Here is a 19,681-nt window from a genome sequence, read left to right as displayed (position 1 = left end):
GTCCGTAGAAATACCCTTCGCACAAAGGAAACCTGACCTCATGCTGCGCATCGCCGTCCCCAACAAGGGTTCTCTCTCCGGGCCTGCGATGGCGATGCTCCATGAGGCCGGCTACCAGCAGCGCAAGGAGTCCAAGGAGCTCGTCCTCGTCGACCCCGACAACGAGGTCGAGTTCTTCTACCTGCGCCCGCGCGACATCGCGATCTACGTCAGCTCCGGCCGTCTCGACATCGGCATCACCGGCCGCGATCTGCTGCTGGACTCCGGCGCGCAGTCCGAGGAGATCCTGCAGCTCGGCTTCGCCCGCTCCACCTTCCGCTACGCCACCAAGCCCGGCACGGCCGCCGGGCCGCAGGACTTCGACGGCATGACGATCGCCACCTCCTACGAGGGCATCGTGGCCAAGCACCTCGCCGACGTCGGCGTCACCGCCTCCGTCGTCCACCTCGACGGCGCGGTCGAGACCGCCATCGAGCTCGGCGTCGCCCAGGTCATCGCCGATGTGGTGGAGACCGGCACCAGCCTGCGCAACGCGGGACTTGAAGTGATCGGCGAGCCGATCATGAAGTCGGAAGCCGTCGTCATCCGCCGGACGGGTGCCTCCGAGGACGACCCCAAGGTGCAGCAGTTCCTCCGCCGCCTCCAAGGCGTCCTGGTCGCCCGCAGCTACGTGATGATGGACTACGACTGCCGCGTCGAGCACCTGGAGCGCGCCGTCGCCCTCACCCCGGGCCTGGAGTCGCCGACCATCTCCCCGCTGCACCACGAGGGCTGGGTCGCCGTCCGCTCCATGGTCGCCGCCAAGGAGGCCCAGCGGATCATGGACGATCTGTACGAGCTCGGCGCCCGCGCCATCCTCACCACGGCCATCCACGCCTGCCGCCTCTGACGGCCGGACCGCCAGCGATCACCCCCGGAAGACAGAAGAACACCATGTCCGCCCCCGCGCCCCGACCCGAACTTCCCACCCTCCCGGTCACCTTCCGGCCGACCCGTACCCGGGTGGTCCTGCTGACCGTGGGAGCGGCGATGTTCGTCGTCATCACCGTCATCGCGATGAGCCTGGAGCAGCTCAGCCCGGGGGAGCGGGTCAGCTTCATCTTCACCGCGCTGCTCTTCTTCGCCGTCCTGGCGCTGCTCAGCCGCCCCAAGGTCGTCGCCGACGACCACGGGGTGACCGTGGTCAATCTCACCCGCACCCGACGGCTGTCCTGGGCGGAGATCCTCCGCGTCAACCTGCGCGTCGGCGACCCGTGGGTCTTTCTCGACCTCAGCGACGGGACCAGCATGCCTGCCCTCGGTATCCAGCCCGGAATCGCCAAGGAACAGGCCATTCGTGACGCCCGTACGCTCCGCACACTCGCCGAGAACCACGGCAGCTGTACGGAGAACGGCTGAGCCCCCTGCCCCGCACGGCCGCTTCTTGATTACTCTGGAGGGCGGTGGCGCCCTGTGCGCCCCGCCCCGCACCAGAGGCCCCAGGGCCGGCGGGGCTTTCCTGCGACCCAAGGAGTGACTCCCTCCAGCAATGGACGGATCGTCCGGTAGTACCTGCGCCGCCCCTTCCCAGGCGGCGGCGGCATGACCACCCCCCTGCTGCTTCTGAGTGCAGCATTCCTTCTCATCCTCGCCAACGGATTCTTCGTGGCGGCCGAATTCGGGCTCGTCACGGTGGAGCGGCCGGACGCCGAGCGCGCCGCCGCCGAGGGCGACCAGCGGGCCCGTACCGTCGTCGACGCCCTGCGTGAGCTCTCCTTCCAGCTCTCCGGCACCCAGCTGGGCATCACCATCACCTCACTGGTCGTCGGCATGCTCGCCGAACCGGCCCTCGCCCAGCTGCTCGCCGGACCCCTCACCGCGACCGGCCTCCCCGACGGGGCGGTATCCGGCGTCAGCGTGGTGATCGGGATGATCGTCGCCTCCGCTGTCCAGATGGTGATCGGCGAGCTCGTACCGAAGAACTGGGCGGTCTCCAGGCCGCTCCAGGTCGCCCGGTTCGTGGCCGGCCCCCAGCACCGCTTCGCCGGTGCTCTGCGGCCGGTGATCACGCTGCTGAACACCGTTGCCAACCGGCTGGTCCGCCTGCTGGGCGTCGAACCCACCGATGAGCTGGCCTCCGCCCGCACCCCCGGTGAACTGGTCTCCCTGGCCCGGCACTCCGCCGAGGCGGGCACCCTCGAACAGGACACCGCCGATCTCTTCGTACGGACCCTGTCGCTCGCCGGACTCACCGCGCAGCACGTCATGACCCCGCGCGTGAAGGTCAGCGCCCTGCAGTCGACCGCCACCGCGGCGGACGTCCTGAACCTCACCCGCGCCACCGGCCTCTCCCGCTTCCCGGTCTACCGGGACCGGATCGACGAGGTCGTCGGCATGATCCACCTCAAGGACGCGCTCGCCGTGCCCGCCCGGGAACGCCTGCGCACCACCGCGGGCCGGATCGCCGTACCGCCCCTCCTCGTACCCGAGACACTCCCGGTCGAACAGCTGCTCCAGCGCCTGCGCAAGGAGCAGCCGATGGCCGTCGTGGTCGACGAGTACGGTGGCACCGCCGGTGTCGTCACCCTGGAGGACATCATCGAGGAGCTGGTCGGCGAGGTCAGGGACGAGCACGACGCGGAAGGCGCCGACCGGCCCGAACTGGTCGCCGCCGCCGAGGACGGCCGTCCCGCCTGGGACGCCGAAGGCAGCTGCCGGGTCCTCACCCTGCGCCGGATAGGCCTCGACGTACCGGAAGGACCGTACGAGACGGTGGCCGGACTGGTCGCCGATCTGCTCGGGCGGATCCCCGCTCCCGGCGACCGGGCCGAGCTGCCGGGCTGGCGGATCTCGGTCCGCCAGGTCGGTCACTACCGCGCGGAGCAGGTCCGCTTCGTACGCATCGCCGATGTGGCCGAACCGGTCGACGAGCCCTCGGCCGCCCGTGGTGTCCTGGAGGCCGCACGATGAGCGTCGTCCAGTTGCTCTTCGCCGGGCTCCTCGTCCTGGCGAACGGCTTCTTCGTCGGTGCCGAGTTCGCACTCGTCTCCGTACGCCGCAGCCAGATCGAACCCCTCGCGGCGGCCGGGTCCGGCAGGGCCCGCCAAGTGCTCTACGGCCTGGAGAACCTGCCGCAGATGATGGCCGCAGCCCAGTTCGGCATCACCGTCTGCTCCCTGACCCTCGGAGCCGTCGCCGAACCGACCGTCGCCCACCTGCTGGAGCCGGTCTTCCACGCGGTCCACATCCCCGAGGGGCTCATTCACCCGCTCGGCTACGTGCTGGCGCTCGTCCTCGTGGTCTTCCTCCACCTCGTCATCGGCGAAATGGTCCCGAAGAACCTGGCGATGGCAGCCCCGGAGAAGACCTCGCTGTGGCTCAGCCCGGCCCTGGTCGGCTTCGCCCGGCTGTGCCGCCCCGTCACCACGGCGCTGGGCGCCTGCGCCCGGCTCGTGCTCCGGCTCTTCCGCGTCGAACCCAAGGACGAGGTCGAGGCCGTCTTCACCAGCGAGCAGCTCAACCGGCTCGTCGAGGACTCCGGACTGGCCGGACTGCTGGAACCGGAGGCGCAGGAGCGGCTGGAGGACGCCCTGGAGCTGGGCAGCAGGCCGGTCACCGATGTGCTGCTCGCCAGGGCAGCCCTGGTGACGGTGGACCCATCGGTCACCCCGCGCAGGATCGAGGAGCTGACCGTACGGACCGGCTACTCACGTTTCCCCGTCTGCGCGGAAGGGGGCGGCCCGTTCATGGGGTATCTGCACGTCAAGGACGTCCTTGACCTGGAGGACGGCGAACGGGCGGTTCCGCAGCACATCTGGCGCCCGATGGCGACACTGCGCGCGGAGCTGCCCCTGGACGACGCCCTGACGGTGATGCGCCGCGCCGCCACCCATCTGGCCCAGGTCGCCGACGCATCGGGCCGGATCCTCGGCCTGGTCGCGATGGAGGACGTCCTGGAAATGCTGGTGGGCGAGGTGCGCGACCCGGCGCACCGGGTCTCGATACCCCGCCGGACGGTGGATGTGGCGCCGGCAGCCCCGGTCCCGGACGAACTGCAACCACTGGCAACCGCATCGGGCCCGTCCGCACACGCGAGCGTGTCCGGCGATTGAGGACGGTCGTGTGCCGGGCGGTCTGATCCGGGTCGGTCGTCGGACGGGCTTCATGTCAGGGCCCGTCCGCCCGCGAGCCCGTCCGGCGGTTGAGGACGGTCGTGTGCCGCGCGGCCCGACCCGGGCCTCGTCGGACGGGCGCCCAGGGACGCCCGTCCGACGGTTGAGGACAGACCGCCCCACCGGGCGGCCCCGGTCCCACCACCCGCCGCACCCGACCGGCAAGGTCACAGCGGCGGAGGCTCCTGCTGCCCCCGGTCAACCGGCCCCCGGCCGGAGAGCACTTCGCCGTACGCCTGCATCAGATCCGGCAGCCGCAGCGTCGCCAGATCGTCGCGGGTGGGCACCGTCGCGTACCCGGAGAGCCGCAAGTCCCGGTACGCGCAGCTCTTCTCGTACAGCGTGCGCAGGAACCGTCCGTTGCCCAGCTCGTCGATCCAGCCCTGGTCGACGACATGGCCGCTGATCGAGCGCAGCTCCTCCAGGGACTCCTCGTCCCACACGTCGTCGTTGTCGGCGGCCAGTACCTCGCCGATCGAGGTGAGTTCCAGCGGCCGGTAGCTGGGGAAGTCCACCCGGGTGGTGAACCGGGAGGAGAGCCCGGGGTTGGTGGCCAGCAGCCGGTCCATGCCTTCGGGGTAGCCCGCGAGGATGACGACGAGATGGTCCCGGTTGTCCTCGGCCCGCTTGAGGAGGACCTGCAGCGCCTCGTCCCCGTACGCGTCGCCCTTGCTGTAGCCGGAGTTGGAGAGGCTGTACGCCTCGTCGACGAACAGCACCCCACCGAGCGCCGAGTCGATCAGCTCATTGGCCTTGACCGCTGTCTGTCCGAGGAACTCGCCGACCAGATCGGAGCGTTGGGCCTCGACGAGATGGTCCCCGCCGAGCAGCCCCAGCGCGTAGAAGACCCGGCCCAGGATGCGGGCCACTGTGGTCTTCCCGGTGCCCGAGGGGCCGGAGAAGACGAAGTGGCGCTTCGGCGGCTGGACCGGGAGCCCCTGACCGGCCCGCAGCCGCGCCATGTTCAGCTGCGCGGACAACGCCTTGACCTGGCGCTTGACCGGTTCGAGGCCGACCATCCGTTCCAGCTCCGCCAGCGCCGCGGCGAGCAGCGCCGGATCGCTGGGCCCCGCCGGGAATGCCTGCGACGACTGGCCGGGCACAGCGGTCTTCTTCCGCGCTCCGTCTGCCCGAGGAGGCACCCCGACGCCCGGCAGGTTCTGCGGATCGCCGCCGGGCCGTAGTTCCCGCCCGCCCACCAGATCGGTGCCGAGCAGTGAGTCCCCGTCCGGCAGCGCCTCCGCGGCCGTGGAGTCGGCGCCGAACCCGGTCAGCGACACGGATGCGAGACCGGCCGCCTCGTCGGAGCCTTCGAGCCCGTCGTAGTCCGCGATCGCGGCGAGCCGCGCCGAGGTGTCCATGAACGCCGGGTCGATCCGGTGCACCGCCCGGTAGAGCGGCAGGGCGGCCGCGCTGCGCCCGGTGCCCTCGTGCGCGCGGGCCAGCCAGTAGCGCAGCTCCTTGCGCTGCGGCTGTTCGCTGCGGCAGCGCATCAGCGCGGTGGAGAGCAGCGGCTCGGCCTGCCCGTACATCTCCAGCCGCACCCGCGCCATCCCGCCGAAGAGTCCCGCCTCGATGCCGAGCAGCGGATCGTCGACGAGCTGTTCGGTGTGGCGGACGAGCTGTTCCCAGTCCTTGACCAGATACGAGCGGCAGGCGTGCAGGAACCGCACCTGCGGGTCTGTGTCCACGGGTGGCAGTCCGGCCAGCGCCCGGTCCAGCTCCGGGACATGGCGTCCGTCCAGCCAGTGCGAGGCGTGCGCGAGCAGCAGATCGCGCGGGCTCTCCAGTACGGGCTGTACCCACCAGCCCAGCCAGTACCAGGAGTTGAGCGTGCGCCGATGGCGGGTGCGCTGTTCGCCGAAGCGCTCGCGGTGGCGGTACATCCGCAGCAGCGCGGTCGTCGTGTCGATCCGCAGGGCATGGAGGCCGAGCCAGCCGTCCGCCATACCGGGATCCAGCCGCACCGCCGTTCTGAACTCCTCCTCGGCCTGTGGATAGGCGCCCATCGTGTAGGCGTCCACGCCGCGCAGCCAGGCGAGGTCGGCCGGGGCCTGTGCGCCCTGCGTGCCGATGTCCATCAGGTCCCCCACAAGCCGTGCCCCCAGGTTGTCCCACCGCACGACCCGGTCCCGTCCAGGCGCGCTGAACCATACTGCCGTGGACGGGAATTGACCGCACCGAGAGGCATCGTACCTGCGCAGGTGGTGCGCGACTAAGGGCACCGCAAGCAGAACGGGGACCGTGACCGAGGGTAAGCGGAATACGGTGAACAGCCGTACGAAGATGGGTGCGGGGACAGAACGAAGCCCCCGATCACGGGGGAACAACCGGGGGCTTCGCGTCTGTGAGGGCTCCGAAAAGCCGCACATTGAGAACGTAAGACCTGTACCGCCCCCGGGTCAAGCGGAGTTGGGGTACTTCCGGGCCGTTTTCAGACTGGTCAGAACGTCGCGCCCGGACGCTCACGGTGGGTGACGGAATGGTTCGTTCCTGCTGTCGCGCGGGGGCCCTCCAGCCACTTGTACCCCACAGGCAACTGGCGTACCAGAGCATCCGCGTATGGGCGCGACGGATCGGCGGCGAAATGTTGTTCCTCGGCCACGGTCCACCCGTCCCAGAAGGCCGAAAGTGCCGGCCCGTCCCGCCGTCGGCCCCGCTGCCAGGACGCCAGGGGGTCGAGCTCCATCCACCACAGCCGGGCGAGATGCGGGCGCAGGGCCCGGCGGCCGGCGCCCACTCCCTCGATCAGCACCACCGGTGCCGGTTCCAGTGTCTGCGGTGGGCCGAGGCGCCGGGCTGTCCAGTCGTACGGCGCGTAGTGCGCGGTCTCCCCGCGCGACAGCGGGCCGATCACCTGGTCCTGGAGCCGGTCCGCCCAGCCGAACAGCTCCTCGTGCGTGGCCAGGTCGTCCAGATGCAACACGGGCGCGTCCCCGAGCGCCACCGAGAGGCGGGAGGCGAGAGTGCTCTTGCCCGAGCCCGCATGACCGTCGACGGCGATCAGCCGCACGGGTCCGCAGGACGGCGGCAAGGTGATCAGTCGCGAGGCAAGGCGGGCGAGGTCGTTCATGCGGACCAGCGTACGAGGCGGTGCGAAGCAACCACAGGTCACGCCAGTGGACCAGACCAATATTTGTTCGGTGACGCGAGGCGAATCGCTGGCCCAATCCGGCTGTGAACCGTAATAGTTGGCGCACTGTCGTGCACCCGCAGCCCCATTCCGCTTACGACCGGGGGACTCGCCCATGAACAGACCGACTTCACGCAGAACCGTGCTGACTGCCGCGCTCGCCGTAGCCGCCGGCGCCGGCACGGCGGCGTCCGCAGGCTCCGCAGCCGCCGCGCCCTCGCTCGCCCCGCCCCATGCGCCCTCGGCTGCCGCATCCCTGGTGGACAACCATTCCTGGCGTACGTACACCGACTGGCGCAGCGGTTCCGGCGCCGGGACGCGCGCCGTCGCGGGCCGACGGCCCGGACTGGTGATCGGCACCCCGCAGGGGCGTACCGACTACACGGACCCGCACACCGGGACGACGGCGGCCTGGGAGTACGCGACCTGGACCTCGCCGAGCCACCGCTCGTCGGTCCCGGCCACCGAGGTGATCGCGTCCTGGAACGCGGACGCCCCGGCCGGCACCTGGATCCAGATCGAGCTGTGCGGCCGCTACTCGGACGACACCGAGACTCCCTGGTACGTGATGGGCCGCTGGGCGGCGGGCGACGGCGACATCCGCCGTACCTCCGTCGACGACCAGACCGACGGCAGAAGTTCGATCTGGACGGACACCTTCTCGGTGGACGACGCGGCGAGCGGGCTGCGGCTGGTCTCCTACCGGCTGCGGCTCACCCTCTACCGGACCCCGGGCAGTCGCCTCACGCCGACCGTGTGGCGGCTCGGTGCGATGGCCTCGGACATCCCCGACCGGTTCACCGTGGAGCCCAGCACGCCGGGCCTCGCCAGGGAACTGCCGGTGCCGCGCTATTCGCAGAATGTGCACGCCGGCCAGTACCCGGAGTACGACAACGGCGGTGAGGCGTGGTGCAGCCCCACCTCCTCGCAGATGATCATCGAGTACTGGGGGCGGAGGCCCACCACCGAGGATCTCGCCTGGGTGAAGCCAGGCCTCGCGGACCCGCAGGTCTGCCACGCGGCCCGCTTCACGTACGACTACCAGTACGAGGGCTGCGGCAACTGGCCGTTCAACGCCGCCTATGCCGCCACGTACGACGGCATGAGCGCGGTGGTGACCCGGCTGAGTTCGCTGACGGACCTGGAGACGCTGATCCGGGCGGGTATCCCGGCCATAACGTCGCAGTCGTTCCTCAAGGAGGAGCTGACCGGGGCCGGGTACGGGACCTCCGGCCATCTCATGACCGTGATCGGGTTCACGGCGGACGGCGACGTGATCGCCAACGACCCCGCCTCGTCGAGCGACGAGGCCGTCCGCCGGATCTACAAGCGCCACGAGTGGGAGACGATCTGGCTCCGCACCAAGCGCTACGATGCAAACGGCAAGGTCAGAAGCGGTACAGGCGGTGTCTGCTACATCTACTGGCCTGCTGACCCGGCACCGAGTCAGCAGCGCGCTCTGCGGTCGCTCGGCCTGGTGTGAGCATGTGCGGCCCCACGGCGCCTCGACGACCTGACGGCAGCGTTCCTGACCGTCCTGCGTGAGGTGGCCGTACTGGTCCACCGTGACCTTGATCGAGCGATGTCCGAGCCGGCGAGACACGACCAGCACTCGGACGCCCCCCGACCGCACCTCGTTCAGCCGCACCCGGCCGCCGCGGCAACCACCACCAGTCCGGCAGGCCGGTCACCGTCCTGCCGGACTGCGCGAAACCTCTGGACACCGGTTCCACCGGCCTGGGGCTTGCCGAGGGGCCGGCTACGCGCCGATCCCGGCCGTTCCCCCGGCGGTCACGGGGCGTTCCAGAGGTCCCTCAGCTCCGCCCAGTTGGGCGGGCTGGCAGGTGGGATGCCCGTCCTCGCGGGGTTCTGAAGACCGCTCAGGGCGAGGTCCAGGTAGCGCAGGTGCAGTTCGACCGCGCGCTCGGTGGTCGTGGGCAGGCGGGTGTTGAGGTGGTTGAGCAGCAGCGGGAGGTCCGCCGAGCTGAAGTCCGGGCGCAGTGCGCCGGACCGGTGGGCGGCGTCGACCAGGTCGTCGAGTGCCGTCCGGAGGCGGTCGTCTGCGGCGTCGACCTCGTCGGTGGCGGGCAGGCGGCCCCCGATGAGGGGGAGGAGGGAGCCGGTGTCGGTGGCGGACAGCGTTGCTCGCAGGAAGGCCACGAGCGCGGTCCAGGGGTCGGGGTGGTCGGCCATGGCGGTGCGGGCCAGGGAGGCCATCTCGTTCATGCCCTCCACACGCAGCGCCTGGGCGAGGTCCTCTTTGGCGGGGTAGCGCCGGTAGAGGCTGCCCATGCCTACGCCGGCACGGCGGGCGACCTCCGAGACGGGGGCGTTCCAGCCGTGTTCGGCGAAGACTTCGCGTGCCGCGCGAAGGATCCGCTCGTCGTTGCGGTCGGCTTCCTTCTGGCGTCCGCGGGGCGGTCCGGTGCGGTCGGCGCGCATGCTCGTGCTCCTTCGGTGCGGCAGTCGACGCGGTCCTGCCGCGTGGGCGGGCTGACTGGGTCAGTGCTGGTTGCTGAGGACCGGAGCCGGTGCTGCCACGGTGGACTCGGGCGTGGCGTCCTGGTGGTACGGGCGGATGCGCAGGGCCCCGACGAGCAGGATACCGAGGGCGCCGAGCGCGGCGGCGACCCAGAAGCTCACCGTGAAGGCCTTCTCGGCGGGCACGGGCGTGCCGTGCACGGTGAAGGTCTGCAGGAAGCCGACGGCGAGCTGGCTGCCCACGGCGCTGCCGACCGTCCGGATGACGGTGTTCAGTCCGTTGCCCGAGGCGATCTCGCGGCGCGGCACGAGCGCCGCGACCAGGTCGGCGAGCGCCGCGTACCCGTAGCCCGCACCGAGGCCGACCAGGCAGAACCACAGCGTGAGCTGCGCCGGGGAGCTGTGGAAGAACGCGGTAAGCACGGCTCCGGACGTCATCAGCATCATGCATGCGGCCAGGGGTGCCCGGGTGCCGAGCCGCCCGCGCAGCCAGTGCGCGGTTCGCCCGCCCAGGACGACGAAGAGCGAACTCGGCAGCATCAGCAGTGCGGCCTGGACGATGGTCAGACCGCCTCCGTAGGAGGCCGCCGGGCGTAGCACGGGCGGAAGACCGGTGGGCAGCTGCAGCAGTAGCGGGACCAGGACGTAGAAGAAGAACGGCACCATACCGATCAGCAGCGCCGCGAGGTTCGTGACGAGCATCGGCAGGTGGGTGACGTGCCGGAGGTCGAGGATCGGGTCGGACCGGCGGGCCGACACCACGCTGAGCATGGCGAAGAGCACCACGGCGGCCGCGAAGAGCGACAGCACTCCGGCGGAGAGCCAGCCCCACTTCGTGCCTTCGGTGATCGCCAGGAGCAGGGCGACGAGCCCGCCGGCCAGGAGTATGGCCCCGGGCACGTCGACGCGCTTGCTGTGGCGCTCGGGGCTTTCCGGCACCCAGGCGATGACCAGGAGGGTCGCCAGGGCGATGAACACCGCTTCGACGCCGAACATCCAGCGCCACGAGGTGTGCTGGATGATCAGGGCGCCCAGGACCAGCCCGATGCCCGCGCCGCCGCCGAGCATGGCGGCGGTGGTGCCGAAGCTGGAGGCGATCCGTTCCCGGGGCATTGCTTCGCGGACGAGGGCGAGGGCCAGCGGGAGCGAGGCCATGGAGGCCCCCTGCACGGCGCGCATCACGATGAGGAAGCCGATGTTCGGGGCGGCGGCGCCCCCCAGGGTGCTCGCGAGGAACACGAGCAGGACGATCACGAGGAGCCGTCGGTGGCCGTACTTGTCGCCGAGCAGGCTCAGTACGGGGGTGAGGACGGCCCCGCCGAGCAGGAATGCGGTGATCAGCCATCCGGCCGTGGCGGTGTCGGTGTGCAGGCGTTCCGCGAGCACGGACATCGCAGGAATGACCAGGGTCTGCATCAGCGAGAAGCAGCCCACCGCGGCGAGCAGTGCCGCCAGCACCAAGTTCGGTCGCGACGCCGACTTGCCGTGGTGCTGAGTTCTGGTGTCGTCCACTGACGACTCCTCCATATCGATTTGAGGGGGCGGCATCGCCACCGCACGGAAGTGGGGGCGATCCGCTCGAAACAAGGGGGTGGCCGCCTGTCCGGGCGCCGACGTGGCGGCCGGGCAGGGGCCGGCGGCGTCACATCTGCGCGACGCCGAACCCGCCGTTCACCGCCGACACGGCGGTGACGAGCCCGGATTCCTCGCCAGCGAGCATGGCGATCGCACGAGCGACGTCCTGCGGCTCGGCTCCACTCTAACGGAGCGGAGCGCTCCGATCCGACAGGTGTCCTCACGCGAGCCCGGCGGACCTCGGGGCAGTGACCGATGTCTCTACCCTGGGGGCCGGTTCCGCCGGCACTGTGGTCGGGTCACCGGGGGACGTTCACTGCCGGCCGACCGAGTGGGATGCCATGACCGCGACCGCGACCGCCGCCGCAACCACCTCCACTGCCCGCCGCCGTGCACGGACCGGAGGTCCGGGGGACCGGTCCGAGTTGGTGGAGAACCTCCTGGGCTGGACGCTCGTCGTCGTCATCGCCATGTTTGTCACCCGGCTCGGCCTCATGTGACCGTGGTGCGCTCGGCGCACACGGAAGGGGCGGGGAGGCCTGCCCGGCTCCCCGCCCCTTTCCGCGTCGGTCCAGGCTTTGAAGTGCGCGGTGTCGCCGTCCACCGCGGCCCTGCCGCCCTGCGTGGCGCCGTCGCCGGTCAGGTCGGTGAAGACCAGCGCGTCCAGCCGGCGCTGGCAGCCCTCGGCCCGCGGAAGCCGGGCGGCGACCTCGGTGACGGCGCGCTCGTCGGCCTGGTGCAGCGCGGAGCGGATGATCGTGTTGACCTGGGCGGCGGTCGGTGGCTCGATCAGGTCCGTGCGCATCTGCTGCAGCAGCTCGGCCCGCACCTGCTCCTCGCAACGCTCGTCGTGCCAGATCGCGTCCACCAGATGCGAGACGAGCTTGACCAGGTCCGTCTTGGTGCACTCGTGCTACCCGGTCAGTTCCCGCAGCTCACTGCGGGGCCGATGCCACCGTCGGTGTGAGTGAAGTCCCGGCCGCCGCCCTGCGCTGACCGGCGAGGGCAACGGCGCAGCCGGTACATCGTCGCTCCTCGTGGGGGAGGGAGCTTTCGAGTGGGGACAGGCGAATGGCCTTGCCTCGGACTTGGCATGAACGTGGAAAGGCCGGTTTGCCCGGAGCCGTAGACGGAGTGGACCGGTTGGGTCAATGGTTCGGACCATTCCCTTGGTCGTCCGGCCCCGCACGGGTCGTCCGGGCACCCTCCCTGTCACCCCGTGACGGATACCGTCCGATCGGGCATACTCGACCCGCCACGGCCGCTGGCCAGCAACTCTCGTAATCCGGGAGGGCAGCAGCGGTTTGGGTACTAGTGCTTTTCCGGGCCCCGGTCCGGAGGTCCCCCGGCGGAGCCGCTCACACCCCGCGGGCGCACCGCCGCAACGCCCGACAGGGAGGAGAGCGCCGTCATGTCCGACCGTGCCCCGCAGTTGGTGGAGCGTCGTCTGCCCACCGAGGAGTCCAGGCAGCTCGTCGCGCTCGTCCGCGACATTGTCCAGCGGGAGATCGCGCCGAACGCGGCGGAGGAGGAGGACGCGGGCCGGTTCCCGCGCGAGGTCTTCACCCTGCTCTCCGAATCCGGACTGCTCGGTCTGCCGTACGACTCCGCCCACGGCGGCGGAGACCAGCCCTACGAGGTCTACCTCCAGGTGCTCGAAGAGCTCGCGGCCGCCCGGCTCACCGTGGGCCTCGGCGTCAGCGTCCACTCGCTCGCCTGCCACGCCCTCGCCGGATACGGCACCAAGGAGCAGCAGGCGGAACACCTGCCGGCGATGCTGGCAGGCGGCCTGCTGGGCGCCTACTGCCTCTCCGAGCCCGCCTCGGGCTCCGATGCCGCCTCGCTCCGCACGAAGGCCGTGCGTGACGGCGACGACTGGGTCGTCACCGGCACCAAGGCGTGGATCACCCACGGCGGTATCGCCGACTTCTACACGGTTCTGGCGAGGACCGGCGTCGAGGGTGCCCGCGGCATCACCGCCTTCCTGGTCCCCGGCGACGCCGAGGGGCTGAACGCGGCCCTCCCGGAGAAGAAGATGGGCATGAAGGGCTCGCCCACCGCCCAGCTGCACTTCGACGGTGTGCGGGTGCCGGACGCCCGCCGGATCGGTGAGGAAGGGCAGGGTTTCGCCATCGCCCTGTCCGCACTCGACTCCGGGCGGCTCGGCATCGCCGCCTGCGCCATCGGCGTCGCACAGGCGGCCCTGGACGAGGCCGTCGCATATGCCACCGGGCGGCAGCAGTTCGGCCGCCCCATCGCCGACTTCCAGGGGCTGCGGTTCATGCTCGCCGACATGGCCACCCAGATCGAGGCGGGCCGTGCGCTCTATCTGGAGGCGGCGAGGCTGCGCGACGCGGGCAGGCCGTTCTCCCGGCAGGCGGCCATGGCCAAGCTGTTCTGTACGGACACGGCTATGCGGGTCACCGTCGACGCCGTCCAGGTGCTCGGCGGCTACGGCTACACCCTCGACTTCCCCGTCGAGCGGCTGATGCGCGAGGCCAAGGTGCTGCAGATCGTCGAGGGGACCAATCAGATCCAGCGCATGGTCATCGCGCGCCACCTCGCGGGTCCCGAGACCCGCTGAGGCGCAACGGCCGGTCCGACCAGACGGGCGTCGTCATGATCCGGTTCCACTCCTGGTCATGACGGCCCGGCAGGGTCCTGCCGGTGGACTCCCAATGGCTCAGCATCGCCCGGTAGATGGGCGGATCCGTCGAATGCGGCACCGCGCGCGGCGCTGACGGAGCGGACGCCGACGGGGGTACCGGCTGCGAACCGGGCTGCGGAACCGATGCTTTGGGGGTCGGAGCGGTGAGACGGCGACGACCGGGGCCGGCCGTGGATTGCAGCAGGGTCATGCCAGGCCAACGCCGTGGGGCGGGGCCGGGTCACTGCTGCGAGGATTCGAGCGCCCGTTCGCCAGGTTCCCCTGCCGCGCGGGCATGGCTCGATCACCCGCACCACGCCGGCCCGGCCGTCGTGGTGCCGCACGTGTGTGCCGGGCGTCTGCCGGAGGAACCCGGCAGACGGAGAGTCGGCCGCCCGATCAGAGGTCACCCGACAGGCTCTCAGGCGGCGTCAGGGCGTCTCAGGCGGCGTTGCGGCGGATCTGGTGCGGCACCCGCAGCGGGCGCGAACCCGCGCCACCGGCGTGCGAGAACGGCTGCATCCTCCAGTCGAGCCCCTGGGGAAGCGTCAACAGCAGGCCCATCTCCTGTTCCTGGAGTTCGAGCGACTCGTCGGCCGGACGTGCCTGCGCGGCGTCGCGACCGGTTCCGGCGCACACCGTGAGGACGAACGGGTTCCACGGCGTCGGGCACAGCGCGTGTTCCGGCAGCACGTCCTCGTCGGCCAGCAGCGCGATCGGCTGCACACAGTCCGGGCAGATCACCCGGTACATCTCAAAAGTGTCGTACGCGTCGGGAGCTGAGTCCTCGACGGGTTCAACAGGCTCCGGTTCGGTACGTCCGGTGAGCTTCAGGCTCTGCATGGAGATTCTCCCCCTCGGGTGGGCCGACAAGGCGCCACGGCCTCGACCACAGCAAGCACTTCCCGTCGCGCATCCGCCGTAACCGCGAGGTCGTCGGCTACCCATCCATAAACCTGTGGCATTCATCACATGCCCCATGCGGGTGCCCTGTTCGGGGCCCCTGCGACTGTGCCTGGAGGGACCCGGGGCCATAGGTTGATCCGCATGGAGGAGCTGGACCGTCAGATTGTGGAGTTGCTCGTCAAGGACGGGCGGATGAGCTACACCGACCTGGGCAAAGCCACGGGCCTGTCCACCTCGGCCGTTCATCAGCGTGTCCGTCGGCTGGAGCAGCGCGGGGTGATCCGGGGCTATGCCGCGGTCGTCGACCCCGAGGCCGTCGGGCTGCCCCTCACCGCGTTCATCTCGGTGAAACCGTTCGACCCGAGCGCGCCGGACGACATCGCCGAGCGGCTCGCCGGTGTACCGGAACTGGAGGCGTGCCACAGCGTCGCGGGCGACGAGAACTACATCCTCAAGGTGCGCGTCGCGACCCCGCTGGAGCTGGAGCATCTGCTGACCCGGATCCGCTCGCTGGCAGGGGTCTCCACCCGCACCACCGTCGTCCTCTCCACCCCGTACGAGGCACGCCCCCCGCAGATCTGAGGGGGCGCGGACGGCGCCGCTCCGCACAAGGGCGAGACTGGTGCCATGACCGAGAGCACCGCCCCCCAGAGCGAACACCGCACCGTGCTGCTGCGCGGTGGAGACGTCCACAGCCCCGCCGATCCCTTCGCCACCGCCATGGTCGTCGAACGCGGCCATGTCGCCTGGGTGGGTTCGGAAGGGGCCGCCGACGCCTTCGCGAGCGGCGTCGACGAAGTGATCGACCTCGAAGGGGCCCTGGTCACTCCCGCGTTCACCGACGCCCACGTCCACACCACCTCGACCGGCCTAGCCCTCACCGGCCTGGACCTCGCGGGCGCCCGCACCCTCGCCGAGGCGCTCGACCTCGTACGCGCGTACACGGCCGCGCACCCCACGGACCGGGTCGTCCTCGGACACGGCTGGGACGCCACGCGCTGGCCGGAGCAGCGGCCTCCGTCGCGCGCCGAGCTCGACGCCGCGGCCGGCGGCCGGCCGCTCTATCTGCCCCGGATCGATGTGCACTCCGCCGTCGTCACGACCGCCCTCCTCGATCTGGTTCCCGGCGTCACCGCGCTGGCCGGCTACCGCCCCGACGCCCCGCTGACCGGCGCCGCCCACCACGCCGTGCGCTCCGCCGCCCATGGCGCGATCTCGCCGCAGCAGCGTGCCGAGGCGCAGCGTGCCGCCCTGGACCACGCCCTCTCGCTCGGCATCGGCACCCTTCACGAGTGCGGCGGACCCGACATCTCCGACGAGGAGGACTTCACCGCCCTGCTGAAGCTTGCCGCCGGGCGGCCTGGACCGCGGGTCTTCGGCTACTGGGCCGAGCAGGTCGCGGACGAGAAGGATGCCCGCAGGATCCGTGAACTCGGCGCGATCGGTGCGGCCGGTGACCTGTTCGTCGACGGTTCCCTCGGCTCGCACACCGCGTGCCTGCACGAGCCCTACGCCGACGGACCGGCCGGCGGCAGGGGTGCCGCCCACCTGGACGCCGCGCAGATCGCCGCCCATGTCACCGCCTGCACCGAGGCCGGTCTGCAGGCCGGTTTCCACGCCATCGGCGACGCGGCGGTCGCCGCCGTCGTGGCAGGGGTCCGGGCTGCATCCGAGACGCTCGGGCTGCCCCGGATCCGCGCCGCACGCCATCGCGTCGAGCACGCCGAGATGCTCACCCCCGAGACGATCGCCGGTTTCGCGGAGCTGGGTCTGACCGGCTCGGTCCAGCCCGCCTTCGACGCCGCCTGGGGCGGCGAGGACGGCATGTACGCCCAGCGGCTCGGTGCCGACCGGGCCCGCACCCTGAACCCGTACGCGGCCCTCCTGCGGGCCGGTGTGCCCCTGGCCTTCGGCTCGGACAGCCCGGTGACCCCGCTGGACCCGTGGGGGACCGTACGGGCCGCTGCGTTCCACCGGACGCCGGAGCACCGGATCTCCGTACGGGCCGGTTTCACCGCGCACACCAGGGGCGGCTGGCGGGCCGTCGGCCGCGACGACGCGGGCACCCTCGTTCCCGGCGCCCCCGCCGACTACGCGGTCTGGCGCACCGAGGAGCTCGTGGTCCAGGCCCCGGACGACCGGGTCGCCCGCTGGTCGACCGACCCGAGGTCCGGGACGCCAGGCCTGCCGGATCTCACCCCGGGCGGCGACCTCCCGGTCTGTCTGCGGACCGTGGTCTTCGGACAAACTGTCTACGTGCGGCCGAACGAGTGACGTCCCGACATTTCGTACCGCCGATCGAAGGCGCCCCCGCTTCCCCGCGACCTGCGTATCTCCGGTACTGACCAGGCAACTTCGGTAAACATCGCAGGTCAGACGGGTATTGACAGGAGGCGCCCACGGGCCGGTAGGTTCGGCCGAGTCCACCACAGGACGTCCGACCGGTTAAACCTCCACGCAGTCGTCGAACGCCGCTGGGTCATGGGGTGGTGTGCCGCACCGGCGCACCACCACTGACAGCCAGGTTCAGCGCCCGCGCCTCGGGGGCGAGGGAAGGTGTGAACCGGACGGCAGGTGTGACCCGGGTGGGGCCCGGACGTTCAGTAGACAACGGCTCTCGGTCGACCCGCAGCCAGCGGGTCCCAGGTCGGCCCGAAGAGCGCCGGGCCCCGATCCGCAGTTCTGTCCGCACTTCCCTCCTTCTGTCCGGGCCGGCGCCCGACAGCTGCCTACCGCGTCGGTCCCCGGCCCTGATGCGATCGATATGGTGTGCACCTGTGTACGGACGTGAGGGGCAGTAAGTGAACGACGGCGGTCAGAGGCGATACGGCCCGCTCCGCAGAGCTTTGGTGATCATCCCGACCTACAACGAGGCCGAGAACATCAAGCCGATCGTCACCCGGGTGCGCGCCGCGGTACCGGACGCGGACATCCTGGTCGCCGACGACAACAGTCCCGACGGCACCGGGAAGATCGCCGACGAGCTCGCCGCCGCCGACAGCCAGGTCCAGGTCCTGCACCGCAAGGGCAAGGAAGGGCTCGGCGCCGCCTACCTCGCCGGGTTCCGCTGGGGCATCGACCACGGTTACGGCGTCCTCGTGGAGATGGACGCCGACGGCTCCCACCAGCCCGAGGAACTGCCCCGGCTGCTCACCGCCCTCAAGAGCGCCGACCTGGTGCTCGGCTCCCGCTGGGTGCCGGGCGGGCGCGTGGTCAACTGGCCCAAGTCCCGCGAGATGATCTCCCGCGGCGGCAGCACGTACTCCCGGCTGCTCCTCGGACTGCAGACCAGGGACGTCACCGGCGGCTACCGGGCCTTCAGGGCGGAGACCCTGAAGGGGATCGGCCTCGACGAGGTCGCCTCCCAGGGGTACTGCTTCCAGGTCGACCTGGCCCGTCGCACCATCGACGCGGGGTATCACGTCGTCGAGGTCCCGATCACCTTCGTGGACCGCGAGATCGGCGACTCCAAGATGAGCCGCGACATCCTCGTCGAGGCGCTGTGGCGGGTCACGGCCTGGGGCATCGCCGCCCGTACGAACCGGGTCCTGGGCCGCAAGTCTTCCTGATCACCCCCTTACGGCCCCCCGCGATAGGGAGTGGACTCCCTATCGCGGGGGAGGCCGTCATCCCGCTTGGACATCCGTCCAGGCACACTGGGGACCATGACGACCGGCACCCCGCCCCCGACCGCACCGCGACGCTCGCGCGCCCGTACCCTCATCCCGCTCGCCATCGCCGCCTGGGCAGTGCTGGAGATCTGGCTGCTGACCCTGGTGGCGGACGTGGCGGGCGGCTTCACCGTGCTGCTGCTCCTGATCGGGGGCGTCGTGCTCGGGGCCGTGGTGATGAAGGCGGCCGGCCGCCGGGCCTTCCGCAACCTCACCGAGACGCTCCAGCAGATGCCGGCCCGGCCCGGTGAGGCCGCGGCGCCGCCCACCGCCCCGTCGGGCAGCAAGGGCAATGGCTTCCTGATGCTCGGCGGGCTGCTGCTCATCCTCCCGGGGATGATCTCGGACGTGGCGGGACTCCTGCTGCTGGTGCCGCCGGTCCGCGCGACGCTCGGCCGGTACACGGAGCGGTCCCTGGACCGCCGTATGCGCACCGCTGCCCCCGGCAGCTTCTCCGACACGTTCCAGCAGGCCCGGATCCGCCGTCCGGACGGAAAGGTCGTCCAGGGCGAGGTCATCCGCGACACGGAGACTCGGCCGGGCCCGCGCCCCGACGGCGGCCCGCGCCCCCCGCTCACCCCCTGAGCTTGAGATTTAACCCCCAGATTCGAACAGCGCTGACCAGCTCTTCTCACCCCGCGAGCAAGCCTGTTGGGGCGACTCAAAGCGGGGCGCAATGGTGCATATAGAGCGCACATCAGAGCCGTGACGCCGACTGGCTGCCGTGTTCGAGCGGCGAGGTTAAATCTCAAGCTGAGAGCCTTTCGGGTGACCTTCGATCGGAAAGTGGACGCGGTCAGAGGTCACCCGACAGGCTCTGAGCGGGTCCCCTTCCGAAGCCACCCCCTGAACGGGGCCCCGTCCGAACGGCTGTCCTCGATCGCCGGACGGGCTCGAGTTCCCCTGTCCGGCGTTCACGCCCGGGACGGAGAAATCAAACCCGAACGGCGCTCGGAGACGGAAGAGCAGGCCGCAGGACGCCCACGGCACCCACCCCGCACGCGACAGAGCCGCGGGCCGTGACACACACTCGGTGTGTCACTCTGCGCGAACGTACGGGGAACGCAGGGACGGACCGCTCCGTTCCGTACGACGCTGGGGAGATGCCGGAAGTCAC

At 70.9% G+C, this 19,681-nt stretch carries 17 protein-coding genes; 12 read left to right on the top strand and 5 right to left on the bottom strand.

Annotated elements, in window-relative coordinates:
• Nucleotides 1–40: 40 nt before the first annotated feature.
• From hisG to ACWD6R_RS15575, 4 genes are all read left to right on the top strand, one after another.
• Entirely contained in the window at nt 41–889 is an 849-nt protein-coding gene (gene hisG / locus ACWD6R_RS15590; protein WP_451819165.1) for an ATP phosphoribosyltransferase, read from the top strand.
• Nucleotides 890–933: 44 nt separating this feature from the next.
• Nucleotides 934–1,398 carry a PH domain-containing protein gene (locus tag ACWD6R_RS15585; RefSeq protein ID WP_451819164.1) on the top strand — a complete coding sequence of 155 codons (465 nt, stop codon included), beginning with the start codon at nt 934–936 and terminating at the stop codon, nt 1,396–1,398.
• Between the two features lie 183 nt (nt 1,399–1,581).
• Nucleotides 1,582–2,949: a hemolysin family protein gene (locus ACWD6R_RS15580; RefSeq protein ID WP_451819163.1), complete on the top strand. Its 1,368-nt coding sequence runs from the start codon at nt 1,582–1,584 to the stop codon at nt 2,947–2,949.
• Nucleotides 2,946–4,091 carry a hemolysin family protein gene (locus tag ACWD6R_RS15575; RefSeq protein WP_451819162.1) on the top strand — a complete coding sequence of 382 codons (1,146 nt, stop codon included), beginning with the start codon at nt 2,946–2,948 and terminating at the stop codon, nt 4,089–4,091. Before ACWD6R_RS15580 ends, ACWD6R_RS15575 begins: the two co-directional genes overlap by 4 nt.
• Before the next feature lie 227 nt (nt 4,092–4,318).
• On the opposite strand, the gene ACWD6R_RS15570 is transcribed toward ACWD6R_RS15575, so the two are convergent.
• Both ACWD6R_RS15570 and ACWD6R_RS15565 read right to left on the bottom strand, forming a co-directional pair.
• Nucleotides 4,319–6,232, bottom strand: coding sequence for an AAA family ATPase (locus ACWD6R_RS15570; RefSeq protein WP_451819161.1), 1,914 nt, complete (start codon nt 6,230–6,232; stop codon nt 4,319–4,321).
• A gap of 362 nt (nt 6,233–6,594) precedes the next feature.
• Nucleotides 6,595–7,224 (bottom strand): uridine kinase family protein, encoded by a 630-nt coding sequence (locus ACWD6R_RS15565; RefSeq protein WP_451819160.1) that lies wholly within the window; start codon nt 7,222–7,224, stop codon nt 6,595–6,597.
• Between the two features lie 175 nt (nt 7,225–7,399).
• Here ACWD6R_RS15565 and ACWD6R_RS15560 point away from each other — a divergent pair, with 175 nt between their 5' ends.
• Nucleotides 7,400–8,767 carry a peptidase C39 family protein gene (locus ACWD6R_RS15560; RefSeq protein WP_451819159.1) on the top strand — a complete coding sequence of 456 codons (1,368 nt, stop codon included), beginning with the start codon at nt 7,400–7,402 and terminating at the stop codon, nt 8,765–8,767.
• A gap of 308 nt (nt 8,768–9,075) precedes the next feature.
• On the opposite strand, the gene ACWD6R_RS15555 is transcribed toward ACWD6R_RS15560, so the two are convergent.
• Both ACWD6R_RS15555 and ACWD6R_RS15550 read right to left on the bottom strand, forming a co-directional pair.
• The gene (locus ACWD6R_RS15555; RefSeq protein ID WP_451819158.1) at nt 9,076–9,726 is read right to left on the bottom strand and encodes a TetR/AcrR family transcriptional regulator; all 651 of its coding nucleotides are present in this window, start codon (nt 9,724–9,726) and stop codon (nt 9,076–9,078) included.
• 60 nt (nt 9,727–9,786) lie between these two features.
• The gene (locus ACWD6R_RS15550; RefSeq protein ID WP_451819157.1) at nt 9,787–11,277 is read right to left on the bottom strand and encodes an MFS transporter; all 1,491 of its coding nucleotides are present in this window, start codon (nt 11,275–11,277) and stop codon (nt 9,787–9,789) included.
• Nucleotides 11,278–11,681: 404 nt separating this feature from the next.
• Between ACWD6R_RS15550 and ACWD6R_RS15545 the strand changes: the two genes are divergently transcribed.
• The 3 genes from ACWD6R_RS15545 to ACWD6R_RS15535 all read left to right on the top strand — a co-directional run bounded on the left by ACWD6R_RS15545 (nt 11,682) and on the right by ACWD6R_RS15535 (nt 13,924).
• Nucleotides 11,682–11,840, top strand: coding sequence for an SCO1431 family membrane protein (locus ACWD6R_RS15545; RefSeq protein WP_451819156.1), 159 nt, complete (start codon nt 11,682–11,684; stop codon nt 11,838–11,840).
• 83 nt (nt 11,841–11,923) lie between these two features.
• Nucleotides 11,924–12,307, top strand: coding sequence for a hypothetical protein (locus tag ACWD6R_RS15540; RefSeq protein WP_451819155.1), 384 nt, complete (start codon nt 11,924–11,926; stop codon nt 12,305–12,307).
• Between the two features lie 444 nt (nt 12,308–12,751).
• Nucleotides 12,752–13,924 (top strand): acyl-CoA dehydrogenase family protein, encoded by a 1,173-nt coding sequence (locus ACWD6R_RS15535; protein ID WP_451819154.1) that lies wholly within the window; start codon nt 12,752–12,754, stop codon nt 13,922–13,924.
• Nucleotides 13,925–14,428: 504 nt separating this feature from the next.
• On the opposite strand, the gene ACWD6R_RS15530 is transcribed toward ACWD6R_RS15535, so the two are convergent.
• Nucleotides 14,429–14,830, bottom strand: coding sequence for a hypothetical protein (locus tag ACWD6R_RS15530; protein ID WP_451819153.1), 402 nt, complete (start codon nt 14,828–14,830; stop codon nt 14,429–14,431).
• 204 nt (nt 14,831–15,034) lie between these two features.
• Here ACWD6R_RS15530 and ACWD6R_RS15525 point away from each other — a divergent pair, with 204 nt between their 5' ends.
• The 4 genes from ACWD6R_RS15525 (at nt 15,035) to fxsA (ending at nt 19,149) form a co-directional block, all read left to right on the top strand.
• Nucleotides 15,035–15,475: an Lrp/AsnC family transcriptional regulator gene (locus ACWD6R_RS15525; RefSeq protein ID WP_024493538.1), complete on the top strand. Its 441-nt coding sequence runs from the start codon at nt 15,035–15,037 to the stop codon at nt 15,473–15,475.
• A gap of 45 nt (nt 15,476–15,520) precedes the next feature.
• A complete protein-coding gene (locus ACWD6R_RS15520; protein ID WP_451819152.1) occupies nt 15,521–17,167 on the top strand; it encodes an amidohydrolase in 1,647 nt (548 codons plus the stop codon).
• A gap of 527 nt (nt 17,168–17,694) precedes the next feature.
• A complete protein-coding gene (locus ACWD6R_RS15515; RefSeq protein WP_451819151.1) occupies nt 17,695–18,462 on the top strand; it encodes a polyprenol monophosphomannose synthase in 768 nt (255 codons plus the stop codon).
• Between the two features lie 96 nt (nt 18,463–18,558).
• Nucleotides 18,559–19,149, top strand: coding sequence for an FxsA family membrane protein (fxsA, locus tag ACWD6R_RS15510; RefSeq protein ID WP_451819150.1), 591 nt, complete (start codon nt 18,559–18,561; stop codon nt 19,147–19,149).
• Nucleotides 19,150–19,681 lie beyond the last annotated feature (532 nt).

It is taken from the genome of Streptomyces sp. NPDC005151, from assembly GCF_053599875.1.
The sequence above is the reverse complement of the archived record's forward strand: the minus strand, read 5'-3'. Positions and strand labels throughout refer to the sequence as shown.

Bases quoted from the DNA above. Each gene is read 5' to 3' on its own strand.
- fxsA (WP_451819150.1), top strand. From the start codon at position 18,559: ATGACGACCGGCACCCCGCCCCCGACCGCACCGCGACGCTCGCGCGCC.
- ACWD6R_RS15560 (WP_451819159.1), top strand. From the start codon at position 7,400: ATGAACAGACCGACTTCACGCAGAACCGTGCTGACTGCCGCGCTCGCC.
- ACWD6R_RS15520 (WP_451819152.1), top strand. From the start codon at position 15,521: ATGACCGAGAGCACCGCCCCCCAGAGCGAACACCGCACCGTGCTGCTG.
- hisG (WP_451819165.1), top strand. From the start codon at position 41: ATGCTGCGCATCGCCGTCCCCAACAAGGGTTCTCTCTCCGGGCCTGCG.
- ACWD6R_RS15570 (WP_451819161.1), bottom strand. From the start codon at position 6,232: ATGGACATCGGCACGCAGGGCGCACAGGCCCCGGCCGACCTCGCCTGG.
- ACWD6R_RS15525 (WP_024493538.1), top strand. From the start codon at position 15,035: ATGGAGGAGCTGGACCGTCAGATTGTGGAGTTGCTCGTCAAGGACGGG.
- ACWD6R_RS15585 (WP_451819164.1), top strand. From the start codon at position 934: ATGTCCGCCCCCGCGCCCCGACCCGAACTTCCCACCCTCCCGGTCACC.
- ACWD6R_RS15545 (WP_451819156.1), top strand. From the start codon at position 11,682: ATGACCGCGACCGCGACCGCCGCCGCAACCACCTCCACTGCCCGCCGC.
- ACWD6R_RS15575 (WP_451819162.1), top strand. From the start codon at position 2,946: ATGAGCGTCGTCCAGTTGCTCTTCGCCGGGCTCCTCGTCCTGGCGAAC.
- ACWD6R_RS15530 (WP_451819153.1), bottom strand. From the start codon at position 14,830: ATGCAGAGCCTGAAGCTCACCGGACGTACCGAACCGGAGCCTGTTGAA.
- ACWD6R_RS15535 (WP_451819154.1), top strand. From the start codon at position 12,752: ATGTCCGACCGTGCCCCGCAGTTGGTGGAGCGTCGTCTGCCCACCGAG.
- ACWD6R_RS15555 (WP_451819158.1), bottom strand. From the start codon at position 9,726: ATGCGCGCCGACCGCACCGGACCGCCCCGCGGACGCCAGAAGGAAGCC.
- ACWD6R_RS15565 (WP_451819160.1), bottom strand. From the start codon at position 7,224: ATGAACGACCTCGCCCGCCTTGCCTCGCGACTGATCACCTTGCCGCCG.
- ACWD6R_RS15580 (WP_451819163.1), top strand. From the start codon at position 1,582: ATGACCACCCCCCTGCTGCTTCTGAGTGCAGCATTCCTTCTCATCCTC.